The following is a 24,037-nucleotide window of genomic DNA, read 5'->3' as shown; positions in this document are numbered from 1 at the left end:
GGCTGCCTTTGTGGTAAACTTAAAAATAACTTCTACTAAAACGGGTGATTTTATGGACTATGGGTTTATAAGGGTGGCTGCCGCAGTGCCGGGCCTTAGGGTGGCAGACTGCGCATATAATGCAGAAAAGATAATTGAACTTATTGCAAGGGCATATGAAAAGGAATCACAAATTGTTGTTTTTCCCGAGCTGTGCATATCGGCGTATACATGCGGGGATCTTTTTCATCAGGAAATGCTTTTAGAAGAGTGCCTTACGCAGTTGGAGCGTATAATTTCCGAGACGCGGGATAAAAATATCGTATCAATAGTTGGCTTGCCCATTCGTGCAGACAGCCAGATTTTTAACTGTGCTGCGGTAATCTTAAAGGGCGAAATTCTGGGAATAGTGCCTAAGGCTTATATACCGGGCTACAGCGAGTTTTATGAGGAAAGGTGGTTTGCGCCGGGTAGTAAGGCTTTGACCAGCAGCATAAGGCTTTTAGGGAGGCAAGCAGCCTTCGGCACCGATCTTTTGTTCCGGGACGAAAATGACGGGGGTATTTGCTTTGGAATAGAGATATGCGAGGATTTGTGGGTGCCGGTGCCGCCAAGCTCATATCAGGCTGTCTGCGGCGCGTCCATTTTATTTAATTTGTCTGCAAGCAATGAGGTTATAGGCAAGTATGAATACAGGAGACAGTTGGTAAGGCAGCAGTCTGCAAGGTGCTTTGCGGGGTATGTATACACTTCGGCGGGAATTTATGAATCCACCACAGACGTGGTTTTCGGAGGACACGCGTTGATATCCGAATATGGAACGATACTGTCGGAGTCGGAAAGATTTTGCGATGAGGACCAGCTTATTTGTGCTGAAATAGACGTTCAAAGGCTTTTAAATGACAGGTGCAAAAACACAAGCTTTATGGAGCTGCAGCAAAAGCCCGATTACAGGTTTATAGACTTTAAGCTGAGAGATTTGGATTTAGAGCGGCTTGAGCGGGCGGTAGATGCGCTCCCCTTTGTGCCCTCCAGCCCTGAAAAGAGGGATGAGAGGTGCAGCGAAATATTTTCCATACAGACCTCGGGGCTGGCGAAAAGATACAGGCATACGGCAGCCCAATATGCCGTTATAGGTATTTCGGGAGGACTGGACTCCACGCTTGCGCTGCTGGTAACGGTAAAAACCTTTGACATGCTGGGGCTTCCGAGGAAAAACATTATTGCCGTAACCATGCCGGGCTTTGGGACAACAAATGCCACATACAACAATTCGATAGAGCTTATGGACACAATGGGGGTCGGCATAAGAGAGGTTGATATAAGACCTGCTTGCCTGCAGCATTTTAAGGACATAGGGCATGATGCCGAAATTCTTGACATAACCTATGAAAATGTTCAGGCGCGTGAGAGAACGCAGATACTTATGGATATGGCAAACAAAATTGGGGGGCTGGTCATAGGCACGGGAGATTTATCCGAGCTTGCGCTTGGGTGGTGTACCTACAACGGAGATCACATGTCAATGTATGCCGTTAACTGCAGCATTCCAAAAACGCTTGTAAAGTTTCTGGTGCTGTGGGCCGCTGAAAATGTAGTGGATGAGAGAACCTCAAATGTGCTGCGCAAGGTGCTGGACACTCCCATAAGCCCGGAGCTTCTCCCGCCGGACAAGTCGGGAGAAATAAAACAAAAAACGGAGGACATAGTGGGGCCTTATGAGCTACATGATTTTTTCCTCTATCATATGATGAGGTACGGTGCTCCTCCGCTTAAGATACTGTTCCTTGCGGAGCAGGCCTTCGGCAATTCATATAGGCCGGAGGTGATTAAAAAATGGCTTAAGGTATTTTATAAAAGGTTCTTTAGCCAGCAGTTTAAGCGGTCATGCCTTCCTGACGGCCCCAAGGTGGGCACAATCAGCCTTTCGCCGAGGGGGGATTGGCGTATGCCAAGCGACGCATGTGCCGAGGTATGGCTTAGACAGTTGGATTAGGATTTTGCAGAAGCGGAAATGACATATAGAAAATTATGGGAAATATTTATTTAAAGAATTTCCTTGACAAATTGATATATCTGTCTTAAAATATCTAATGTGTCTTGACGGGATGTAGCAAATAATGCCGTAAGCGCATATGCTGTATGTATTGCGGTGGGTATAGCTCAGTTGGTTAGAGCGCCAGATTGTGGCTCTGGAGGCCGTGGGTTCAACTCCCACTATTCACCCCACTTTAGAGGTGAGGAGTTGAGATATGAATCCGACTTTTCATTTCTTCTTAAATTATTGGGATGTAGCCGAGTCGACGAAAGTTGACTTTGGCTTACATGGCCCAGTAAGATATGGTACATGTATTCAAGCATTGGGATGTAGCCAAGCCGGTAAGGCACCAGACTTTGACTCTGGCATTTCGTTGGTTCGAGTCCAGCCATCCCAGCCAATTTAGAGATGGAGAGAGCAGGGGATTAACTAAGACGGCTGTCTCATCTCTTAAATATGGGCCATTAGCTCAGTTGGCAGAGCACTTGACTTTTAATCAAGGTGTCCCGCGTTCGAGTCGCGGATGGCTCACCAGATAAAACCGCTTAAGCGGTTTTTTTGTTTTTAACTTGTACGGAACGTCCCCTGTGGCGTTCCCCCCTATGGCGTTCTGGAGGGGGGATAACTGTTGAAAATAGAATAATTAAGAAAGGCGGGTATATGTATGAAGCAGTCAAAATATGTACAGAAAAGTATATTATTTTTTTATGTCCTTTTGGTAATCACAGCTGGATTAATGGGGTGTGAGCGGGTGGAGCAAGAGAAACAAAGCTTTAACATTGATTCATTTTTAAATTTACAGGAAAGCATTATTGAAAATGACTTTGCCATTGAGAAAAAGCACGATATTAAGGAATTAAATGTTGATGGCAAGTATGACCTTAATACAGATGGAGAAACAGAGACAATTGAGATTAGGCTTTTAGGGAGACAGGATTCTTCATTACGGATCAACAACTGTGAAATATCAATAGACTGTGAAAACCCGTTTGATTTTTATTTGGTCGATCTTATTTCCGATGATAAGTTTATTGAATTAGCCATTTATGATGATGGTCCAAGCGGGGATCCAAAGACTACTTTTTACAGATATGATGGTATAAAGATTTATGAATTAGGTTCTTTTCACACTGATATTAACATAAGCCACTCAATATCCACATATTATGGGAATGTCCTGACTGACGGCAAAGGAAATTTTATACCTCCTGACAGCATTGTGAAATTTGTCTCTCCAAATATTATGAAAGGCTATTATTCAATAGAAAATAATAAATTTATATATAATTCTATCGATTATACTAAATATCTTTTGGATGAATATATCGTTGCAAGTGATTTTGAGGCGTTTTTCATCAAACAAAGCATTAGCAATAAATTAAACAAACAGGACATTAAATTTACATGGGATATTGAAAAAGCAGTAGAATTTAAAAAAGGCGAGAAAATAAAAATAATTATTATGGATGATTTTTGGTATGGAATTGAGCGTCAAGACGGAACCACAGGAATATTATATTTTTGGATGGGGGACTAGGGGACGCTCCTGCTCTTAGAACATTTGTTCTTGACAAACATTGCCTTGAAAGGTTATAATATCAATAACAAATATTGAGGTGAGTGCTATGCCAAGAGCGGCCAGAAAAAAATCGGCGGATGCGATGTATCATATTATGTCCAGAAGCATAAGTGAAATAGACCTTTACCAGTGTGAAGAGGATAAAGCATATTATTTGGAATTGCTGAAGCGTTATATAGAGAAGTATCACTGTAAAATTTATGCTTACTGCCTTATGGACAACCATGTCCATTTTTATATAAATACCTGTGGCTTTGACATTTCAATCTTTATGCGCTGTATAAATACCGCTTATGCGGCTTACTACAATAAGCGCTACAGCAGACATGGGCACCTGTTTCAGGGGCGTTTCGGCAGCAAGATAGTAGACAACGATACATACAGCCTGACCTTGTCTGCGTATATACATAATAACGCAAAGGATATTGCCGGTTATGACGGAAACGAGGATTCTTATATATATTCTTCCTATGGCATTTATACAGGAAGGAGGAAGAATACGGAGGGTATTGTTGACGATGATTTTTTGCTGGAGCTTTTTAGCCGTGATAAAACAAAAGCACGTCAAAAGTATAAAGGCTTTGCAGAATCAATGAGAGACACAGGTATAATGAAAGAGGTGCATGAAGGTATTATGCGTGAATACACTGAGAATGCGTATAGCAGCGGTAAAAAGCACATTATGAGGCATGAGACGCCTAAAGAGCTGATAGAAAGGATAGAGATAATTTTAGGTGAAAGGCTTCCTGAAATGCTTAGAGCAAAATTCAGCAGGGAAGCAAGCCGGGTGAGAGCCTTTACAGCCTACGTCATGCGTGCCTTATGCGGGTATACATATACCGATATATGCAAATATATAGGGAATATGTCCGTTTCCGGGGTGTCAAGGCTGTCAAATGAGGGCTTTAGGCTGCTGGGCAGGGATATGCAGTACTGCAGTGTATTTAGAACATTGATTTACTCGGATTAAAACGAGGCATATTTTACCCTTAAAGTACAGTGGCATATTATGTAAAATATTATTTCCTCCATATTATTAGGAGGGGCTTTCTTTAAGCGTGCACGGATTTATCATAAAAACCATTACCAAGAGTAATACTGATATTCTTATCTCCAAAACAATTCTTTTGGGATATATTCTAAGCTTATGTTCTTGTTTCAAGCAAACATTTTTTATTATAATGTATAGCATATAATGAGCAAATGCATATAAAGTTTAATTTTAGGGGTACTTTTAAAAGCAAAAAAAAAAGAAGCGTCCCCCAAAACTTTTTGCGATTTCATGTGTATATATAATCAAAGACAAATATAAAGAGGGCGGTAAAAAGCTTTGGAGGTCTCAGACATTAATATAGTTAAAAAATACAGGGGTAATGCGCACCAAGGTCTGGAGCTTCTTTATAATAAATACAAGAAGTATGTATATGCTATTGCATATCGCTATACCGGTACTAAAGAGGATGCGCTTGATTTAACTCAGGAGGTGTTTATATCCCTTTTTAAATCCATGGGCAGCCTTAAGGAGGATTTCTCGGTCCTGCCCTGGGTCAGGAGGGTGACGGTAAACAGGTGCCTTAATTTTGTAAGAGATAAAAAGGATACCGTCTCGCTGAATCAGACAACTGAGGATGGGAGCGAAATGCAGGAATTTATACCCTCTGATGAAAGCACCGAGAACCGGGTTGTGTGCAGAGATATAAAAGAGTGTATGGAGAGGGCAATAAATGAGCTTCCCGATAGGGAACGTATGGCGGTGCTTTTAAGACATATGAAGGGTATGAAATATGAGGAAGTATCCAAAACGATGAATTTGCCTCTGGGTACTGTAAAAACACTCCTGCACAAGGGAAGAAAAATCATTAAGGAGCATCTGGCAAGGGAAGGAGTCTGGGAGGTATGAGCGTGAACTGTAATCTTGATAAAAGCCTGCTGCAGGATTTACTTGAGGGCATTATTGATCCGATTGAAAAAATAGTTGTTGAGGAGCATTTAAAGTGCTGCAGTGAATGCAGGAGAGAGCTGAGCGAATTGAAGCTGCTGTTGTGGGATTTGAATAATAAAGATAATTATGAGGTTGAGTTTCCTGATGAATTGGATGATATAAAAGAAGCAATACTGGGCAAGGTTGTTAGTAATGGCGGAAAAAGTGCCGCGGGTGCTGTTGTGGAGGCCCAGAAAAGAACCCTTGCCTCATCTGTGGCGTTTGTTAAATATATACCAGGTGCCAAGGGCGGTGGAAGGCTTATAAAAAAAGGGGGAAGGGCAGCCTCCGCTGTTGTTTGGAAAGCTTCAAAGAGTTTTGTCAAGGGTGTGGGGAAGATTATTGCAAAATAGCTTTCCCGGCAATTTAAATATTAAGGTTGGAGGCTGTGATGTTTTTAGTATCAATTCTGGGGTATGCTTTGCTTGGCATTGCCGTGCTTGTTGCTTGTATAATATTTATACCTTATAAATATTATATTTCAGGGAAAAAGCTTGACGAAAGCTATGTTAAGGGCTCAGTTTGCTGGCTCTTCGGAGCTGTTAAAATAAATTTTTTTAAGGGTGAAGGGAAAGACAGCGAGACCACGGTTAAGGCCTTTGGGATTGAAAGAAGGCTGAAGCCGGGCAAAAGCAAGGAACATGCAAAAAAAGACAGTAAGCAAAAGACAAATAGCGCAAAGAAGTATATGAAGCCTGAAGTAATAAAAAAGGCGGTGGATGCGGCGTTTAAAATATTTAAGCACTGCATGCCGGCGAGATTTTATGTAAATGCAAGAGCGGGATTTGAGGACCCGGCATTGACGGGGATGCTATGCGCTGTAAATGCTATGGCATGGGGTGAGTTCAAAGGGGTTAGAGTAAGAATTAATGCTGTTTTTGATGATGAAGTGATAGAAGGAAGATTTTTAATTGGCGGAAGGATATGGGTGGCTTATTTAATACTAGTTGCAATAGGCACCATTATCACCAGGCCATTTAGAGATATATGGATGAATGATTTTAAAACGAAAATAAAAGGAGGAGTATAATATGGCAAGCACCTTTAGCGTAAGCGAAAACATAAACATTATCTTTGAAAAAATTGAGAATTTTTTAAAAACCAAGACGGTGGTGGGTGAGCCAATGAAGATAGGCGAAACAACTATAGTGCCGTTTATTAATGTATCCTTTGGAATGGGCTCAGGAGGAGGAGACGGCATAGACGAAAAAGGTGTCGGAGGCGGAGGCGGAGGAGCAGGAATGGGAGCACGGGTTTCCCCCACTGCAGTGCTGATAATACAGGGCGACAGAACAGAGCTTATTCCGATAAAGAAGAGCGGGGGATTGGAAAAGCTGCTTGAAATGGTTCCCGACATAGTAGAAAAAATAAATGACAAAAAATGCTGTGAATAACAAAACAGCACAAAAAAAGCACAAAACAACCCTAAACACGGGCTGTTTTGTGCTTTTAGCCTTTTATCTCAGCCATTTTTTGAGCATATACCCCCAAAACACGCCTTTGGCAAAAACAAGGGCAGCTATCCCTGCGGCTGCAGTGACACTGAAGGAAATGCATTCATCCTCCTGCTCTTTAGAATTTTTCTTTTTATATATCCTCGGATACTGTCTGTACCTGACACCGTCCATTAATATCCCTCCCAGCTTGTGCATATATCTTTAAAGAAACAGTCTTTTTTCAATCTATATTATTTTCAAATGACACGGCTATTATTTATTAAGGAAATTATTAATACCGTGATATTTTACTTCAAACATTTATTTTCCCAAAATATTGAATACTTCAGTGTTTTTTTATTATACTAATACTATGAAAATCGCAATAATACCGATTTAACGAAAGGAAGGGTTTGATGAGCAATATGTTGCCTAATGAGCAGGTGAAAAAGATTTACTCAATGAATGGCATAGAGATATATAATATCCGGGCCACTAAATTTAAAACAAATACTATAAACATTTTTTTTCATGACAGCCTGAGCAGGGAAAACGCCGCGAAAAATGCTTTACTGCCTGCGGTGTTAAGGAGAGGCAGCGAGGCTTATCCTACCTTCGGGGATATAGCTCTTTATATGGAGAGCTTATACGGGGCAGCCTTTGACTGTGGTGTGGCAAAAAAAGGAGAGAGACAGATAATACAATTTTATATGGACTTTGTATCCGACAGCTATGCGGGAGAAGGCCAGCGTCTGTTTGAAAAGGCATTTGAATTTTTAGAGGGCTTAATTACAAAGCCTGCTCTGCAAAACGGAGTGTTTAACGGAGAATATGTAAGGCAGGAGAAGGAAAATCTTAAAAGGCTCATTGAAAGCAGGGTAAACGACAAGATGCAGTACGGAGTGGAAAGATGCCTGGAGGAAATGTGCAGGGAGGAGCCTTTTGGAATATACGAATATGGGAGCGTTTCCGATCTTGATTCAATAGACGGAAAAACCCTTTATGAGCATTACATCAGCTTTTTAAAAAGCCTTCCCGTAAGCATTTATATAACGGGAGATATGGATGCGGAGTACATAAAAAAGGTTACCTCAAAATTCACCGCGATACAAAGGCAGAATGTCAAAACAATCGATCCCCCCGTTATTTCCGTAGACTCAAGAGAACAAAAGAATATAACGGAAAAAATGGATGTCAATCAGGGCAAGCTGTCCTTAGGCTTCAGGACCAATATTTGCGCAAGCAGCCCGGATTATCATTCCTTAATGGTTTATAACGGAATATTGGGAGGGGGGCTTCATTCAAAGCTGTTTCAGAATGTAAGAGAAAAGGCGGGGCTGGCTTATTACGCTTTTTCCAGACTGGAAAAATTCAAAGGGCTTATGGTCATAAGCAGCGGCATTGAGATATCCAACAGGGATAAGGCCGAGGAGATTATTTTAAAGCAGTTGGAGGAGGTTAAAAAGGGAAATGTTTCGGAATATGAGTATAAATCATCTATTAAGAGCCTTGAGACAGCGGTTAAGTCGTTAGGGGACAGCCAGCTCGGCATAGTGGATTTTTATCTCGGACAGTCGGTGGCGGGCACAAATGACACATTTGATACAATGCTTGAAAAGATAAGGAATGTATCGATACAGAATGCCATTGCGGTGTCGCAAAATATAGTGCCGGATACGGTGTATTTTTTAACCTCAAATAATTAAAGGCAGTTTTGAAATCATGAAGGGAGAGAAGGAATGGATATTAAAACAATAGAATATAAAAATATAAACGAATTGATATATATGTATACCCACCAAAGCGGACTCAAGGCTTTTGTCATACCTAAAAAAGGGTATTCAAAAAAACATGCCACCTTTGCAACCCATTACGGCTCAATAAACAATGAATTTGTAATTCCGGGTGACAGCACAGCCTCACAGGTGCCTGACGGAATAGCACATTTTCTGGAGCATAAGCTTTTTGAGCAGAAGGACGGAAGCGTAATGGACAAATTCTCAGCTCTGGGCTCAAGCCCTAATGCGTATACCGGCTTTAGCCAGACGGTATATTTGTTTTCATGCACCGACAAGTTTGATGAAAACTTCGGGCTGTTGCTGGATTTTGTGCAGAATCCGTATATTACGGAGGAAAGTGTTGAAAAGGAAAAGGGGATTATAGGGCAGGAGATCAGGATGTATGAGGACGATGCCAATTGGAGGGCGTTTTTTAATCTGCTTAAGGCATTTTACAGCAATAATCCTGTGAGAATTGACATAGCCGGAACTATTGACAGCATATCAAAAATAGACAGGGAGACTCTTTACAAGTGCTACAACACCTTCTACCATCCCTCAAACATGATAATTCTTGTTGTGGGAGATGTCGAGCCTCAGGATGTTTTCCGCCAGATTGAGAGCGGCATGGTGAACAAGGGGGAAAAGAGGGAAATAAAGAGGATTTTCCCTGAGGAGGCCGGTGCGTTGAATGAGGCATACACTGAACAGACGCTGGCTGTTTCCATGCCCCTGTTTCAGATGGGCTTTAAGGATAACACAAACAATATCAGGGGCTATGACTGCTTAAAACGTGAGGTTGCCGTCAAGCTTTTGCTTGAGATGATTATGGGAAAGAGCTCTAAGCTTTACGATGAGCTTTATGGAGAGGGTCTGATTAATAATACCTTTGAGTTCGATTATACTATAGAGGAGAATTATGCCTTCTCAATGATGGGAGGGGAGTCGGCAGACCCTGCAGCGGTTAAAGATAAAATAAGCCAGGCAATAGCCTCCATGAATAAAGCAGGGCTCGACAGAGACAGCTTTGAAAGAATCAGAAGGGCTATGAAGGGCCGGTTTATAAAGCAGCTCAATTCTGTAGAACGGATATCCCACTCATTTATTTCTGTCTATTTTAAAGGTGTTTATTTGTTTGATTATTTGGATGTTTATGATAAAATATCATTTGAGTATGTAAATGAGGTTTTTAAGGAGCATTTTGACCTCGGAAATATGGCTTTGTCGGTAATAAGGCCGTCTTCGTCAAAATAGCTGTAAATATCTTAAAAAAACGAGGGGGATAAGAGATGATTGAATTTCCGCGTCTGGGGCTGGAATTTGAAATAAGCAGAGAGGCTTTCAAAATTTTTACGTTGCCCATTTACTGGTATGGAATTATTATAGCGTTTGCATTTATTCTGGCTGTAATTCTTGGTATGAGGAGCAGCAAGAAATTTGGGATAGAGCCTGAAAGCATAGTCGATCTCGTGTTGTTTGCCGCTCCTGTGGCAATTGTATTTGCAAGGCTTTACTATGTTGTATTCAATTGGGGAGAGTTTAAGGACGATTTGCTTTCGGTCTTTAATACGAGGCAGGGCGGTCTGGCTATATATGGGGGAGTAATAGGCGCCGTAATAGTTGCGTATTTCTTTGCAAGGCACAAAAAAATAGGGGTGCTTAAGCTGATAGATTTTGGTGTGCCGTATTTAGTGCTTGCCCAGGGGATAGGGCGTTGGGGAAATTTTGTCAATCAGGAGGCCTTCGGGGTAAATACCCGGCTGCCATGGGGAATGACGGGGGATTCCATAAGGGAGCAGCTTGCATTTCTTCAAATGAAGGGAATGGCAGTAACGCCTGATCTTCCCGTCCATCCTACTTTTTTATACGAGTCCTTAATGGACATAGGAATATTTCTGTTTTTAATATGGTACAGGAAAAGGAAGAAGCTAGAGGGTGAGGTATTCTTTTTGTATATGATACTTTACGGCATAGGCAGGGCATTTATTGAGGGCTTGCGTACAGACAGCCTCATGCTTGGAAGCTTAAGAGTTTCTCAATTGCTTGGTTTCCTGTTTGCTATTTCTTTTGTTATTGCATTTGTTTTAAGAAGAAGGAAATTCAACCTGTCGTTGGAGGAAGCAGAACAGGCCGGCTCAAGCAGGTACGGGGAAATACTAAGGGAGCTTGAGGAGAACGAGAAGGAGCAGGACGAAGAGGGAATTTGCGCCGACGACCCGGACTGTCAGGACATTATTGAGGATGAAGAGGATGCCGGGGAAGATTTTATGCATGAGGAGGATGCGTCTTTTAAGGAAGAAAACAAGGACAAGTAGCTTTAGGATTTTTTAAATTTTACTGTAAAAAAAGGTGGCTCCAATGTATTCTGTGGAAAAAACAAAGGGCATAAGCTTTATAAAAAGCTTTGATTATATCCTGTTTATAACTGTGCTGACACTGTCCGCTATTGGGCTGGTGGTGCTCTATAGCGCCACCTTGTCCTTTGAGAATGGTGATAGTATGGTTTTGAAACAGGGCTTGGCACTTGCAATAGGCATAGTTATGGCTCTGGTCATAAGCTTGGTGGATTATAAGGATTTTAAAATAATAGGAATTGTTTTTTATGTTATAAGTGTGGTTTTGCTTGTATACGTTAAATTCAGGGGGGTGGGAGCCGAGACATGGGGGAGCAACAGTTGGATGCAAATTCCTGTTTTCGGAAGCTTTCAGCCTTCGGAAATAGCAAAAATCACTTTTATTGTAGTGATTTCCACCTTTCTTGAAAGAATTAAGGAAGGTCAGGGAGGTAAAAATATAGCAAAATTCCTTATTTACTCTGCAATTCCCATAGGGCTTGTTATTTTGCAAAATGATTTCGGCATGTCAATGGTGTTTATATTTGTTTTTTTTGTTATGCTTTTTATTTGCGGCTTGCCCTATAAATATATGCTGGGAGCATTCATAGCGGCAATCCCGTGCGGAGTTTTCACATGGATTTTTTTGCTTAATGACAAAAGAAGGGACAGAATAAGGTTTTTCTTTAATCCAGAGGATGACCAGTCAAATGCGGGGTTTCAGGTGCTGCGCTCGATAAGGGCCATAGGCTCGGGGCAGATATTCGGTAAAAAGCTTTTTCAAGGGATACAGACCCAGAGGGGAACCGTACCTGTAAAGGAGTCGGATTTTATTTTTACTGTTATAGGTGAGGAGCTGGGGTTTATTGGTTCTGCAATAGTCGTTATTATCATATTTTTTCTGCTTTTGAGGTGCGTTTATATTGCAAAAAACTCCAGAGACTTGTACGGGTCTTTTCTGGTGACGGGATTAACAGCAATGATGGGATTTAACTTTGTGGAGAATATAGGAATGAACATAGGAATATTTCCCATAACAGGTCTGCCTCTGCCATTTGTCAGTCAGGGAGGAAGCGCGATGATAACAAATTATATTGCCATAGGAATAATACTTAGTGTGTCAATACGCCGCAAACGAAGCATTTTCAACAGCTCACAGTAGGGGCCAGTTTAAACAAAAAAGATAGGACTTATGTCCTATCTTTTTTGTTTGCCTTTAAAAACCATAAAATTTGCTTGATTATTTATTATTTTTAAAATAAAATAAGTACATAAGTGGTGGAAAGTGGTGGAAAGTGGTGTGAAAGGACAGAGAAGCAGGGGTGAGATAATTGTTCTATGGAGAATACCAGCATACCGTGGATTCAAAAGGACGGGCAATTATCCCGGCTAAGTACAGGGAGGGCTTAGGAGAGAAATTTATTTTAACCAAGGGCCTTGACAACTGCTTATTTGCATACTCCTCAGAGGAGTGGTGCAATCTGGAATCAAAGCTTAAATCCCTTCCCTTTACCGACAAGGATGTCAGAGCTTTTGTAAGATTCTTTTTCTCAGGCGCCGCTGAATGTGAGGCGGATAAGCAGGGAAGAATATTAATCCCGCAGAATCTCAGGGAATATGCCGCTTTAGATAAGGACATATATATTATAGGTGTTTCAACAAGAGTAGAGATATGGGACAAGCATAAATGGGAAAGCTATAGCGGGGATGATAATATAAGTGCCGACAAGATAGCCGAAAAGATGGCCATGCTTGGTATATAAATTGGGAGTGAAGTTTAAGTTAAATGGAATTTAATCATAAGCCTGTTTTGCTTAAGGAGTGCATTGAGGGACTTGAAATAAAGCCCTTTGGAACATACATAGACGGTACTATGGGCGGAGCGGGGCATTCCCGCGAAATTTACAGACGGCTTGACAGCCGGGGTATGCTTATAGGAATAGATCAGGACGCCTTTGCCATACAGTCGTCTAAGGCGGTGCTGGAAAAGGCCGGAGGAGAGGCAAAATTAATTTTTGCCAATGTGAATTTTAAGGATATAAAGGATGTCTGCCGGGAGAACAACGTGTGTTGTGTTGACGGTATATTGCTGGATCTTGGTGTCTCATCCCACCAGCTTGACGAAGGAGAAAGGGGTTTCAGCTACCGCATTGATGCTCCTCTCGATATGAGGATGGACAGAAGAGGCAGTGTGACTGCCGAATTTATCATAAATGAGTATGAGGAAAACAGGATAAGGGATATTATAAGGGATTACGGTGAGGAAAGATGGGCGGCCAGAATAGCGGCGTTCATTGTTCAGGCCAGAAAAAAAAAGGCTGTGACAACTACAGGAGAACTGGTGGATATAATAAAGGCGGCTGTACCCAGCTCGGCCAGACGGGAAGGCCCTCATCCTGCAAAGAGAACCTTTCAGGCAATAAGAATTGAAGTGAATAATGAGCTGGGAATATTGGGGGCTGCCATAAGGGACGCTGTTTCGGTGCTTTCACCGGGGGGAAGGCTTTGTATAATAACCTTTCATTCATTAGAGGACAGGATTGTTAAAACGGAGTATCAAAAAATGGTTAAGCCTTGCACATGCCCTCCCGAATTTCCGATATGTGTTTGCGGCAAGGAGGCTGTGGCAAGGCATATATCAAAAAAGCCAATATTGCCTTCAGAGGCTGAAATAGAGGACAATCCCCGGGCAAGAAGTGCAAAATTACGGATTATACAAAGGATTTAATATAAATACACTCTAAGAAAAGTGGGTTTAAGAAATACAAAAGAGGATTGACAGGTGTTTTAAGGCTTACAAAGGAAAAGATAAATATAAAAAACAAAAGCATAAAATTCAGGAAATAAGCTCTTGCCGGGGATTGACAGGTAAAGTCAATCTCCCGGCTTACTGTCTCTTGGCCTGTTGTATATGCTAAGTAAGGTTTAGAGGTGATTAAAAGTATGGAATCCGGAAAAAATTATATTCATGGGTCTGCTGCTCCTAAGATTGAGTATGACGTATACGAAGAGAATAAGGTTTTAAAAGCTAAAAAGACGCAGAGGAGCAATAACAAGGCGAAATTAAAGATGGTGTTTGCAATATTCCTTGTCTTTATAGCGGGCTCTGCCGTTATGCTCAGGTACACAATGATTACGCAGATTAATTATTCTATTGACAGCCGGAATAAGGAGTACGCGAGAATTTCCAATGAGAATGCCAAGCTGGAAATTGCCATACAGCAGGAGATGGATCTTGTAAAGGTAAAGGAGATTGCAGAGAGCAAGCTTGGTATGCATAAGCCTGATAAATACCAGATAGTGTACGTGAATATTCCCAGAGAGAATTTGTCTATAGTATCGGAAAAATATAAGGAGAAAAGCAGCGGAGAGGAAGTGCTGAAGTCGGTGCTTAATAAGCTTGAAGAGCTTGTGGCGCTGCTGTACTGATTGTTTATTTAAGGTATATGGGAGCAAGCGCGTGCCCCCCTCTTTTGAAAAGAGAGGGGACAAAGGTTACATGTAAAATCTTTATCGCTACATATATAGCTGGATAATGGGCTGTAGATGGTATAAAATATATTTTTATGCGGTCTGTAGTCTTTTTGCTTTATATCATAGAAATAATATTGGGGTTTAGGGAATAAACTAAAAAAGGCAGTGATTTTTTAAAAGGGTGCAAAAGGCTTTTTTGGGGGGGTACAAATTGGCAGGGCTTGGGTTGACGATGAAAAAAAGACTGATTTTTTTGCTGGTCACGTTTTCTGTATTAATAGCTGCTTTAGTAGTCCGGGTTGGATGGATACAGATAGTACAGGGTGATTTCTATCAGAAGAAGGCATTTTCCCAGCAGACCAGAGGGCGCGATATAAGCCCTAAGAGAGGGACTATTTTTGATAGGAACGGAAAGCCTCTTGCTGTAAGTGCTTCGGTAGAAAAAATAACCATTAACCCTCAGGAGGTAAGGGAATCTAAGCTTGATCAGGAAACTATTGCCGATAATTTGGGAGAAATTCTTGGCATGAACCCCGAGGGTATATTGAAAAAAATAAAGAAAAAAAGCATGTATGAAATAATAAAAAGAAAAATAGATGATGAAGTAGGCAATAATATAAGGAAATGGGCAAAGGAACACGATGTGGGAGGAATATACATAGACGAGGACAGCAAGAGGTATTACCCTAACAGAAATCTTGCGGCTCATATTCTTGGGTTTACGGGTGATGACAATCAGGGGCTGGACGGAATTGAAGCGGTGATGGATAAGTATCTTAAGGGAGTTCCGGGAAAAATCCTAAGTGAAACAGATGCAAGGGGCAGAGGACTTCCGCTTAATGAGGAAAAACACATAGGGGTTCAGGACGGCGCCAATATAGTTCTGACGATAGATGAAACGATACAGTATTTTGCACAGAGAGCTCTTGAAAAAGCGGTGACCGACAATATGGTTCTGAACGGAGCCACTGCTATTGTAACAGATCCAAGAAACGGAGATATTCTGGCTATGGTTTCCAAGCCTGATTTTGATCCCAACGACCCCTTCGGCTGTCCTACTGATACAGATAAGGCAGAATGGGAGGGCATGTCCTCTGAAGAAAAGAAAGCTATGTTTTCCGTTGTGTGGAGGAATAAGGCGGTGGTTGACACCTATGAGCCGGGGTCTACCTTTAAAGCCATTACCGCCGCGGCGGGCCTTGAGGAGGGAATTGTAACCCCTCAGACCCGCGTCAATGACTTTCCCGTTATTGTTCAGGGAAATACCATTAAATGCTGGAGAGGCTACAGGCCTCATGGGGAGGAAAGCTTCGCAGAGGGTGTGTACAACTCCTGCAACCCTGTGTTTGTACGCTTAGCTCAGGTGATGGGGGTAAGCAAATTTTACAAGTATATGAAGGCCTTCGGCTTCTATGACAGAACGGGGATAGAGCTGCCCGGAGAGGCACAGAGCCAAATCCATGCACAGCCTAAGGAAATAGATATGGCGGTTGCTGCCTTTGGCCAGAGATTTCAGATATCGCCTATTCAGCTGATATCCTCTTACGGTGCTATTGCCAACGGAGGAACGCTTATGAAGCCGAGAGTTATTAAGGAAATAACCGATTCGGATGGAAATATTATTGAGAGGTTTGAGCCCCAGCCGGTGAGGAATGTTATTTCCAAGCAAACCTCAGACACCCTGTGTGAAATACTGGAGGGGGTCGTTTCGGTTGATACTGCGACGGGAGGTAATGCATATGTGCCGGGGTACAGAGTGGCAGGCAAGACGGGTACGTCCGAGACGACTGAGACTAAGAGCAAGGGAAGGTATATAGCTTCCTTTTCCGCATTTGCACCCGCCGACAACCCTGTTATATGTGTCCTTGTGGTTCTTGATTATCCCGATCCCAGCTCGCCCTTCGGACATGGAGGGGGCAAGATAGCTGCTCCGGTAGTCAGGGATATTATTGAAAACAGTCTTGAATACCTTGGTGTGGAAAGAAGATACACTGAGAAGGATAAGGAAGAGCTTGAGGATCAGGTTACTGTCCCCGATGTAAGAGGCAAGAGTACTGCCGAGGCCAGACAGATATTGTCCGCCACGGGCGTTAATCTTAAGTACAGCATAGAGGGAGAAGGCTACGACAATAATACAATAGTAGTTGAGCAGTCTCCTAAGCCCGGAATAAGCTTGACTAAAAAATCTGTTGTTATATTATATACCTATAAGCCACAGCAGGGCATTAAGGTGAAAATGCCAGACATTAAAAACAAAACTATTGATGAGGCTGTGGAAACTCTCAGCAAGGTAGGCCTGAATGTAAAAGGCAAGGGAATAGGGGTAGTGGTTGAGCAGCAATTTGAGCCCGGGACAGAGCTTGAGAAGGGTACAGTTGTAGAGGTGGAATTGAGATTTTTGGATACTGAATAAATTGCCGGTACAGGGTTGAATTTTAATTATAAGGGCAGACTGACATATGGAGGTTTATATGCTGTTAAAAGACTTAGTTGATAATTTGAAGGTAATAAGCATTTGGGGGAGCACAGAACTGGAAATATCGGGTATTGCATATGATTCCAGAAGGGTTAGAGGCGGGTTTGTGTTTGTGTGCATTGAAGGCTTTAAGACCGATGGGCACAATTACATAGCATCAGCGGCGGAAAACGGGGCGAGTGCGATTTTAATCCAGAGGGATGTGGATGTACCGAGGGGAATTACCGCTATCAGGGTTGGAGACACCAGAGAAGCCCTTGCGGAAGTATCGGCGGCATTTTACCGTCATCCCTCAAGGCGGTTTTCCCTTATGGGAATAACGGGAACTAAGGGTAAGACCACCACCTCGTTTATGGTTAAATCCATTTTGGAGGCTGCGGGGCAGAAGGTAGGGCTGGTAGGCACTTTAGGCAGCAGAATAGGCGGAGAGGTGCTTGTTACAGAGCGTACAACACCCGAGTCTCATGACCTTCAGGCACTGTTTTCCGAAATGCTTGAGAAGAAGGTTGACAGTGTTGTGATGGAGGTTTCATCCCAAGGGCTGGAGCTTCACAGGGTATCTCAATGTGACTATGACATAGGTGTTTTCACCAACATATCTCAAGATCACATAGGCCCTAATGAGCATCCTGACTTTGAGCATTATTTGAGAGCTAAAGCCAAGCTCTTTACAATGTGCAAAAAGGCTCTGGTGAACATAGACAGCAAATATTCGGGATATATAATACAGGCAGCGAAATGCGATGTCTTAACATATGGAATAGACGGCAAAGCGGACATCAGGGCGGCAGACATTGCAGAGCACCCCGGAGGTGTGGATTTTTATGCGGTGACACCGTGGTTCGAGGGCGAAATAAGGGTTAACGTTCCCGGAAGGTTCAGTGTGTACAACGCACTTGCCGCCATAGGTGTATGCGGAATTGCAGGCATAGGGTATGATGCGGTGAAAAAAGGGCTTGAAGCAATAAGTGTGCCAGGCCGTGCGGAAATAGTTGACACTGGAAGGGACTTTACCGTAATGATTGATTATGCCCACACGCCTGACAGCCTTGAGAACATATTAAGCACCGTTAAGGCATATGCTCCGGGGAGATTGATTTGTGTCTTCGGGTGCGGAGGAGACAGGGATCGGGGCAAAAGGCCGGTAATGGGAGAGGTAGCGGGAAGGATAGCCGACTACACCGTTATCACCTCGGATAATCCCAGAACGGAAGAGCCCGAGGCCATACTTAAGGAAATAGAGGAGGGCATTAAAGGGACGGGAGCGGAATATGTAACAATCGCAGACAGACGAAGCGCCATAAAATATTCCATGCAAAACGCGGCGCAGGGAGATATAATAGTGCTTGCGGGAAAAGGACATGAAACGTATCAGATATTCAAGGACAAAACAGTTCATTTTGATGAGAGAGAAGTTGTGGCGGAAATTCTTGGAGAATTGGACAGCACCAGCTTGAGAATGAGTATATAGGGAGTATTTAAATGGAGAATTTAAAATGCAGAGAAATATTAGAGGCTACGGGAGGCACATTGGCCTTTGGGGATGCGGAGCTTGATATTTGCAGTATTTCAACCGATTCAAGAAGAGTCGGAAAGGGAGCTCTGTTTGTACCTATTGCGGGAGAGCGGTTTGACGGACATGATTTTATAACAAGCTCTTTAGAGGCGGGAGCAGCCGCTTCACTTACTCAAAGCAGTCTTACTCCCGAAGTGCCGGGAAAGGCCATAATCAGGGTTTGCGATACTGTTGAGGCTCTTGGGAAAATTGCAAAATATTATAGAAAAAGGTTTGCTATTCCTTTTGTCGGCATTACCGGAAGCGTTGGCAAAACAAGCACCAAGGATATGGTTGCGGAGGTATTGGCCGGAAGCTTTAACGTGCTGAAGACAGAGGGGAACTTTAATAATGAAATAGGACTTCCGCTGACCATTTTTAATATTGACGGCAGACATGAGGCCGCTGTTATTGAAATGGGGATGAGCGGCTTTGGTGAAATAAGCCGCCTTACGTCGATTGTCAGGCCAAGTATTGCAATAATTACAAACATAGGTCTTTCTCATATTGAAAAGCTGGGCTCAAGGCAAAATATACTGAAGGCCAAGCTGGAGATATTGGAGGGGCTTCACAATCACGGAACTGTTATTTTGAACGGAGACGACAAGCTTTTGTATGGTATTAAGGATCTGGTGAGCTTTAAGACTGTATTCTATGGTATGGAGGAGGGTCTTGACTATCAGGCATTTAATATTAAGACTGAAGGAGAAAAAGGAACAGGCTTTGAATTGACGGTAAACGGAAGGGATTATAAGATACACGTGCCGGTACCGGGGCTTCATAATGTTTATAACGCTCTGGCGGCAGTTGCGGCAGGCATTGAGCTGAGAATGGATATGGACTCCATTATAAAGGGAATTGCCCGGTTTATTCCGTCTAAAATGCGAATGGATATAATAAAGCATAAGGGAGCGACTGTTATAAACGATACATATAATGCAAGCCCCCAGTCTATGGAAGCGGCTATAAATGTGCTTAAAGAGCTGGCGGGAAATAACCGTACAATAGCAGTGCTGGGAGATATGCTGCAGATGGGGGAATGGGCTCTTAATGCCCATGTGGATGTGGGAATATTTGCAGTCTCCAAAGGAGTGGACTATATTTTAACAGTGGGGGCAAGCGGGAAAAATATTGCTGCGGGTGCGGTTGAAGCAGGGGCCGAAAAATGCAGGGTACATAGCTTTGAGAGAAATGAGGACGCGGCGGATTTTTTAAAGGAGCTGTTTAAAGAGGGAGACGTAATCCTTGTGAAGGGCTCGAGAGGAATGAAAATGGAAGAAATAGTAGAGCGGTTTACGGCTTAAGGCTTAGAAGCAATTAATTTACAACGTGAGGTGAAAAAATTTGGATATACAATTTTATAGCTCCATACAGGTAGTGGTCTTTGTCGCAACCTTTTTTCTTGCGCTTATTGCGGCCCCCATTTTTATTCCAATGCTGGCAAGGCTGAAATTCGGTCAGACGGTGAGAGACGACGGGCCGTCCACGCATTTGAAAAAGACGGGGACACCTACTATGGGAGGAGTGATTTTTTTAATACCGCTGCTTGTGATAGGCATATTTTTTGCCAGGTATGACGCTAAAATTTTGCCGCTTGTGCTTGTTACCATAGGCTTTGGCGCAATAGGATTCATAGATGACTTTATTAAGGTTGTAAAAAAGCGTAAGGATGGGCTTTATGCAAGGCAGAAAATGCTGGGGCTTTTGCTTATATCCACCGCCTTTGTCCTTTATTTGGCTCTTGGAACGAATGTTGATACCGACATATCAATACCCCTTTTTGGCAAGGTAAATTCCATTTGGTTTTTTGTGCTGTTTAATGTTTTTGTACTTATTGCGACTACAAACGCAGTAAATATTTCAGATGGCTTAGATGGTCTTGCCACAGGGATGACGCTTATAGTAATGGTGTTTTTTACTGTTGTGGCAATGACGAGACCCGAATGGGATTATATAAAAATCTTTTCCGCCTCATTGGCAGGAGGATGTCTGGGCTTTCTTACATTTAATATACATCCCGCAAAGGTATTTATGGGAGACACCGGTTCGCTTGCCTTGGGAGGTGCGGTGGCTTCTACGGCAATTATGCTTAAAATGCCGTTTATAATACTTGTGGTGGGTGCCGTTTATGTTATTGAGCTGTTGTCTGTCATAATTCAGGTTGCATCCTTTAAGCTGAGAGGGAAAAGGGTATTTAAAATGGCTCCCTTGCATCATCACTTTGAGCTTTGCGGGTGGAAGGAGACAAAGGTTGTAGCTGTTTTTTGGGTGGCGACGCTTTCCTGCTGTATTGCGGGCTTGGTAGTGCTTGGATTCAGCTTTTTTTAGTATAATAACGCATGGTCTGTTTTGGAGGTAATTGATGAAATCGAAAAAGCCTTTTGATTTCTGGATATTTATGACGGTGTTGATTTTGCTGGCATTGGGGACTATAATGGTATTTAGTGCCAGTGCGCCTTGGGCATATAATAATAATGACGGGGACGCTTATTTTTACCTTAAAAAACAGCTAACAGTTCTTCCTGTTGGCTTTGCGGGCATGATTGTGGCGATGAATTTCAACTATAAGAAGCTGGGAAAGCTGTCTCCGATTCTTTTGGTTATAAGCATAGTTTTGCTGATAGTTGTTGCCATACCCGGAATAGGGGTTGAGGCCAACGGAGCCAGAAGATGGATAAATATAGGGCCTGGCTTTCAGCCGTCGGAGTTTGCAAAAATGGCCGTAATAATTTTCTTTTCTTACAGCCTTTCAAAGAGAAAGGATCAGCTAAGCTCCTTTGCAAAGGGGCTGCTTCCATATCTTGTGATTATTGGCGTGGTAGCGCTGCCTCTGGTGCTTCTTCAGAAGCACTTAAGCGCCACGCTTGTTATTGTTTCCGTTTCATGCGTAATTTTATTTTGTGCCGGAGCAAAAATGAGGCACTTTTTACTTATGGTAATTCCGGCTGTGGCGGGCCTTGCGGCAGCTATTATAATAGAGCCGTTCAGGATGAGGAGGATATATGCGTTTTTAGATCCCTTAAGCGATCCTCAGGGAAGCGGATGGCAGATTAAAAACTCCCTTTATGCAATTGGTTCGGGGGGGCTTTTCGGAAAAGGACTGGGAAAGAGCATGCAAAAATTCCTGTACCTGCCTGAGCCGCACAATGATTTCATACTTTCTATTCTAGCTGAGGAGCTGGGCTTCATAGGTGTGTTTGTTGTATTAATGCTTTTCCTTATACTGATCTGGAGGGGAATAAAGGTATCCATAAACGCTCCCGATACTTTCGGAAGCCTGATGGCGATAGGCATTACCTCCCTTATTGCAATACAGGTTATAATAAATGTCGCTGTAGTGACCTCTTCAATGCCTACAACAGGTATGCCTCTTCCCTTTTTCAGCTATGGAGGGACATCGCTTCTTTTCCTTATGGCGGAAGTGGGAATCCTTTTGAATATATCCAGATATGCAAACTATGATAGACTATAGCCGTATGGCATAAATTTAGTAAATGAGGTGAGCTTTTGAAGGTATTAATAGCCGGCGGGGGCACTGCCGGGCATATAAATCCCGGTATATCCATAGCAAAGCATATTAAAAATAAAAGCCCCGATGCTAAGATAGTGTTTGCGGGGACAAAAAGGGGCCTTGAAACTTCGCTCGTCCCCCGTGAGGGATTTGAGCTCCGGCTTATAACGGTAAGAGGCTTTAAGAGAAAGCTGTCGGCAGACACGTTTATAGCCGTAAAGGAGCTTTTTCAGGGAATAATAGAAGCACGCGGCATTATTAAGGAACTTAAGCCCGATGTGGTTATAGGCACAGGGGGATATGTCTGCGGCCCTGTGCTGTTTATCGCCTCAAGAATGAAAATTCCCACGCTTATACATGAGCAAAATGCGTTTCCGGGGGTTACCAACAGAATACTTTCCCGCTTTGTTAATGCCGTGGCGATAAGCTTTAAGGAGTCAAGGGGCTATTTTAAGTCTGCAAAGGAGCTTTGCTTTACGGGTAATCCAGTTAGGCAGGAAATGGCGTTGGCAAGCAGGACGGAAGCCAGAAAAAATCTCGGTCTGCCTTTGGAACAGCGCATAGTGGTAGTTATGGGAGGAAGCAGGGGAGCTGAAAAAATCAATGATACTGTGGCGGATATGGTTTTGAAAAATCTTAAGCGCAGTGACTTAAGGCTTATATTTGCCACCGGAGAGGGGCAGTTTGAAAGGATAAACGACAGGCTTAAGGACGCAGATCCTCAATATGTACAGGTTTTGCCGTATATTTATGACACTGCAAACGTTATGGCCTCGGCAGACATTGTAATATGCCGTGCGGGGGCCATAACCACAAGCGAGCTGACCGTTATGGGTGTGCCTTCAATATTGATTCCCTCGCCCTATGTAACCGCAAACCACCAGGAGTATAATGCAAGGGCTTTAGAAAAGAACGGCGCAGCCGTTGTAATCCTTGAAAAGGATTTGAGCTGCGATATATTGTACAATCAGATGACAGAGCTGCTAAAGGATAGGGAGCAGCTTTGCAAAATGTCCAGAAACGCAAAAAAAATGGGAATATCAAACGCCTGTGAAAAGATATATGAAATCATCACACAAATCATCGGTCCGCGGGGAGTAAAATAGATTACATAAAGCCTGCCATCCATGCCCCCCCTGCCACCACGCCACCCCACGGGACATTCCTCGACATCGGAGAGGTGTGTCCCGTTTCCCTTTCTCTGTAACAATTTTATATGCCATGCATAGAATAATAGTGTGCATAAATGCGAATATAAATGTTTTTTGTTGCCATATGCCGTATTTCACCGCGTTTTATGGAGGTGTATTTTTGTGAGCAGAATAGAGGTGACCGGTGGGCAGAAACTAAAAGGGGAAATAACTGTTGAGGGTTCCAAGAATGCTGTTTTACCTGTTTTAGCTGCAACTGTTCTAAATGGAGGCATTAATATAATAAAAAATTGCCCTAAATTAAAAGATGTAGAAATAATGTTTGAAATATTAAAAAATATAGGATGCAAGGTTGTGGTGGAGGGCAATATGGTAATTATAGACTCTTCAACCATAAGCAGTACGGAGATATCCCAGGAGCTTGCCACTGAAATGAGATCCTCGGTTATATTCATAGGCCCTATGCTGGCGCGGTGCGGAAAAGTGAGTATATGCTACCCGGGTGGGTGTGTATACACTGTGTATAATATTGTCTTAAAAACATATCTACTGTTGGCTTACGTTGACAAGTATTTCATATTATGTTAGTATGTATACATAAATAGTATAATTTATACAGAGAGGGTATTTAAAGCATACCAGCCTCAAATAAACAATTAAGGTGTATAAGGTCAGATACTGTATTGCAGAAGGTTAATCGGGGCTATTTTCGAGGCTTGCCGACAGATAAATATATAGAATAATTT

The 24,037-nt window shown here is 42.6% G+C and carries 22 protein-coding genes and 3 tRNA genes; 24 read left to right on the top strand and 1 reads right to left on the bottom strand.

Going from position 1 to position 24,037, the window contains the following annotated elements; all coding sequences use genetic code 11:
- Nucleotides 1-52: 52 nt before the first annotated feature.
- The 10 genes from DFR58_RS10170 to DFR58_RS10125 all read left to right on the top strand — a co-directional run bounded on the left by DFR58_RS10170 (nucleotide 53) and on the right by DFR58_RS10125 (nucleotide 6,971).
- Entirely contained in the window at nucleotides 53-1,975 is a 1,923-nt protein-coding gene (locus DFR58_RS10170) for an NAD(+) synthase (protein WP_114297739.1), read from the top strand.
- 156 nt (nucleotides 1,976-2,131) lie between these two features.
- Nucleotides 2,132-2,208: transfer RNA gene (locus tag DFR58_RS10165), tRNA-His, on the top strand.
- Nucleotides 2,209-2,340: 132 nt separating this feature from the next.
- Nucleotides 2,341-2,417: transfer RNA gene (locus tag DFR58_RS10160), tRNA-Gln, on the top strand.
- A 58-nt stretch (nucleotides 2,418-2,475) separates the two neighbouring features.
- Nucleotides 2,476-2,551: transfer RNA gene (locus tag DFR58_RS10155), tRNA-Lys, on the top strand.
- 130 nt (nucleotides 2,552-2,681) lie between these two features.
- Nucleotides 2,682-3,554, top strand: a complete 873-nt coding sequence (locus tag DFR58_RS10150; protein ID WP_114297738.1) for a hypothetical protein — start codon at nucleotides 2,682-2,684, stop codon at nucleotides 3,552-3,554.
- An 88-nt stretch (nucleotides 3,555-3,642) separates the two neighbouring features.
- Entirely contained in the window at nucleotides 3,643-4,566 is a 924-nt protein-coding gene (locus DFR58_RS10145) for a transposase (protein WP_114297737.1), read from the top strand.
- A gap of 360 nt (nucleotides 4,567-4,926) precedes the next feature.
- A complete protein-coding gene (locus DFR58_RS10140) occupies nucleotides 4,927-5,496 on the top strand; it encodes an RNA polymerase sigma factor (RefSeq protein ID WP_114297736.1) in 570 nt (189 codons plus the stop codon).
- A complete protein-coding gene (locus DFR58_RS10135) occupies nucleotides 5,493-5,930 on the top strand; it encodes an anti-sigma factor family protein (protein WP_423230833.1) in 438 nt (145 codons plus the stop codon). Before DFR58_RS10140 ends, DFR58_RS10135 begins: the two co-directional genes overlap by 4 nt.
- 38 nt (nucleotides 5,931-5,968) lie before the next feature.
- On the top strand, nucleotides 5,969-6,607 hold the full coding sequence (locus DFR58_RS10130) for a DUF2953 domain-containing protein (RefSeq protein ID WP_114297734.1): 639 nt from the start codon (nucleotides 5,969-5,971) through the stop codon (nucleotides 6,605-6,607).
- 1 nt (nucleotide 6,608) lies between these two features.
- Entirely contained in the window at nucleotides 6,609-6,971 is a 363-nt protein-coding gene (locus DFR58_RS10125) for a GerW family sporulation protein (protein WP_114297733.1), read from the top strand.
- 63 nt (nucleotides 6,972-7,034) lie between these two features.
- On the opposite strand, the gene DFR58_RS21860 is transcribed toward DFR58_RS10125, so the two are convergent.
- Entirely contained in the window at nucleotides 7,035-7,205 is a 171-nt protein-coding gene (locus DFR58_RS21860; protein ID WP_170138113.1) for a hypothetical protein, read from the bottom strand.
- A gap of 224 nt (nucleotides 7,206-7,429) precedes the next feature.
- On the opposite strand from DFR58_RS21860, the gene yfmF reads away from it, so the two are divergent.
- The 14 genes from yfmF to DFR58_RS10055 all read left to right on the top strand — a co-directional run bounded on the left by yfmF (nucleotide 7,430) and on the right by DFR58_RS10055 (nucleotide 23,879).
- Nucleotides 7,430-8,719, top strand: coding sequence for an EF-P 5-aminopentanol modification-associated protein YfmF (yfmF, locus tag DFR58_RS10120; RefSeq protein ID WP_114297732.1), 1,290 nt, complete (start codon nucleotides 7,430-7,432; stop codon nucleotides 8,717-8,719).
- 33 nt (nucleotides 8,720-8,752) lie between these two features.
- Nucleotides 8,753-10,045, top strand: coding sequence for an EF-P 5-aminopentanol modification-associated protein YfmH (gene yfmH / locus DFR58_RS10115; RefSeq protein ID WP_170138112.1), 1,293 nt, complete (start codon nucleotides 8,753-8,755; stop codon nucleotides 10,043-10,045).
- A 35-nt stretch (nucleotides 10,046-10,080) separates the two neighbouring features.
- A complete protein-coding gene (gene lgt / locus DFR58_RS10110; RefSeq protein WP_114297731.1) occupies nucleotides 10,081-11,106 on the top strand; it encodes a prolipoprotein diacylglyceryl transferase in 1,026 nt (341 codons plus the stop codon).
- Nucleotides 11,107-11,149: 43 nt separating this feature from the next.
- Nucleotides 11,150-12,286, top strand: coding sequence for an FtsW/RodA/SpoVE family cell cycle protein (locus tag DFR58_RS10105; RefSeq protein ID WP_114297730.1), 1,137 nt, complete (start codon nucleotides 11,150-11,152; stop codon nucleotides 12,284-12,286).
- A gap of 169 nt (nucleotides 12,287-12,455) precedes the next feature.
- Nucleotides 12,456-12,887 (top strand): division/cell wall cluster transcriptional repressor MraZ, encoded by a 432-nt coding sequence (gene mraZ / locus DFR58_RS10100; RefSeq protein ID WP_114297729.1) that lies wholly within the window; start codon nucleotides 12,456-12,458, stop codon nucleotides 12,885-12,887.
- Between the two features lie 23 nt (nucleotides 12,888-12,910).
- The gene (gene rsmH, locus DFR58_RS10095; RefSeq protein WP_114297728.1) at nucleotides 12,911-13,852 is read left to right on the top strand and encodes a 16S rRNA (cytosine(1402)-N(4))-methyltransferase RsmH; all 942 of its coding nucleotides are present in this window, start codon (nucleotides 12,911-12,913) and stop codon (nucleotides 13,850-13,852) included.
- 215 nt (nucleotides 13,853-14,067) lie between these two features.
- Nucleotides 14,068-14,553, top strand: coding sequence for a cell division protein FtsL (locus DFR58_RS10090; RefSeq protein ID WP_114297727.1), 486 nt, complete (start codon nucleotides 14,068-14,070; stop codon nucleotides 14,551-14,553).
- Between the two features lie 256 nt (nucleotides 14,554-14,809).
- Entirely contained in the window at nucleotides 14,810-17,011 is a 2,202-nt protein-coding gene (locus tag DFR58_RS10085; RefSeq protein ID WP_114297726.1) for a PASTA domain-containing penicillin-binding protein, read from the top strand.
- Between the two features lie 58 nt (nucleotides 17,012-17,069).
- A complete protein-coding gene (locus DFR58_RS10080; protein ID WP_114297725.1) occupies nucleotides 17,070-18,545 on the top strand; it encodes a UDP-N-acetylmuramoyl-L-alanyl-D-glutamate--2,6-diaminopimelate ligase in 1,476 nt (491 codons plus the stop codon).
- Between the two features lie 11 nt (nucleotides 18,546-18,556).
- Nucleotides 18,557-19,933, top strand: a complete 1,377-nt coding sequence (locus tag DFR58_RS10075) for a UDP-N-acetylmuramoyl-tripeptide--D-alanyl-D-alanine ligase (protein ID WP_114297724.1) — start codon at nucleotides 18,557-18,559, stop codon at nucleotides 19,931-19,933.
- Between the two features lie 40 nt (nucleotides 19,934-19,973).
- A complete protein-coding gene (gene mraY / locus DFR58_RS10070; RefSeq protein ID WP_114297723.1) occupies nucleotides 19,974-20,957 on the top strand; it encodes a phospho-N-acetylmuramoyl-pentapeptide-transferase in 984 nt (327 codons plus the stop codon).
- A gap of 34 nt (nucleotides 20,958-20,991) precedes the next feature.
- The gene (ftsW, locus tag DFR58_RS10065) at nucleotides 20,992-22,101 is read left to right on the top strand and encodes a putative lipid II flippase FtsW (protein ID WP_114297722.1); all 1,110 of its coding nucleotides are present in this window, start codon (nucleotides 20,992-20,994) and stop codon (nucleotides 22,099-22,101) included.
- Nucleotides 22,102-22,136: 35 nt separating this feature from the next.
- Nucleotides 22,137-23,246, top strand: a complete 1,110-nt coding sequence (gene murG, locus DFR58_RS10060) for an undecaprenyldiphospho-muramoylpentapeptide beta-N-acetylglucosaminyltransferase (protein ID WP_114297721.1) — start codon at nucleotides 22,137-22,139, stop codon at nucleotides 23,244-23,246.
- Between the two features lie 207 nt (nucleotides 23,247-23,453).
- Entirely contained in the window at nucleotides 23,454-23,879 is a 426-nt protein-coding gene (locus DFR58_RS10055; RefSeq protein ID WP_114297720.1) for a UDP-N-acetylglucosamine 1-carboxyvinyltransferase, read from the top strand.
- Nucleotides 23,880-24,037 lie beyond the last annotated feature (158 nt).

This window comes from Anaerobacterium chartisolvens (assembly GCF_003337415.1).
Taxonomy (GTDB): domain Bacteria; phylum Bacillota; class Clostridia; order Acetivibrionales; family DSM-27016; genus Anaerobacterium; species Anaerobacterium chartisolvens.
Note: the sequence above shows the minus strand (reverse complement) of the source record. Positions and strands in the feature narration are given on the sequence as shown.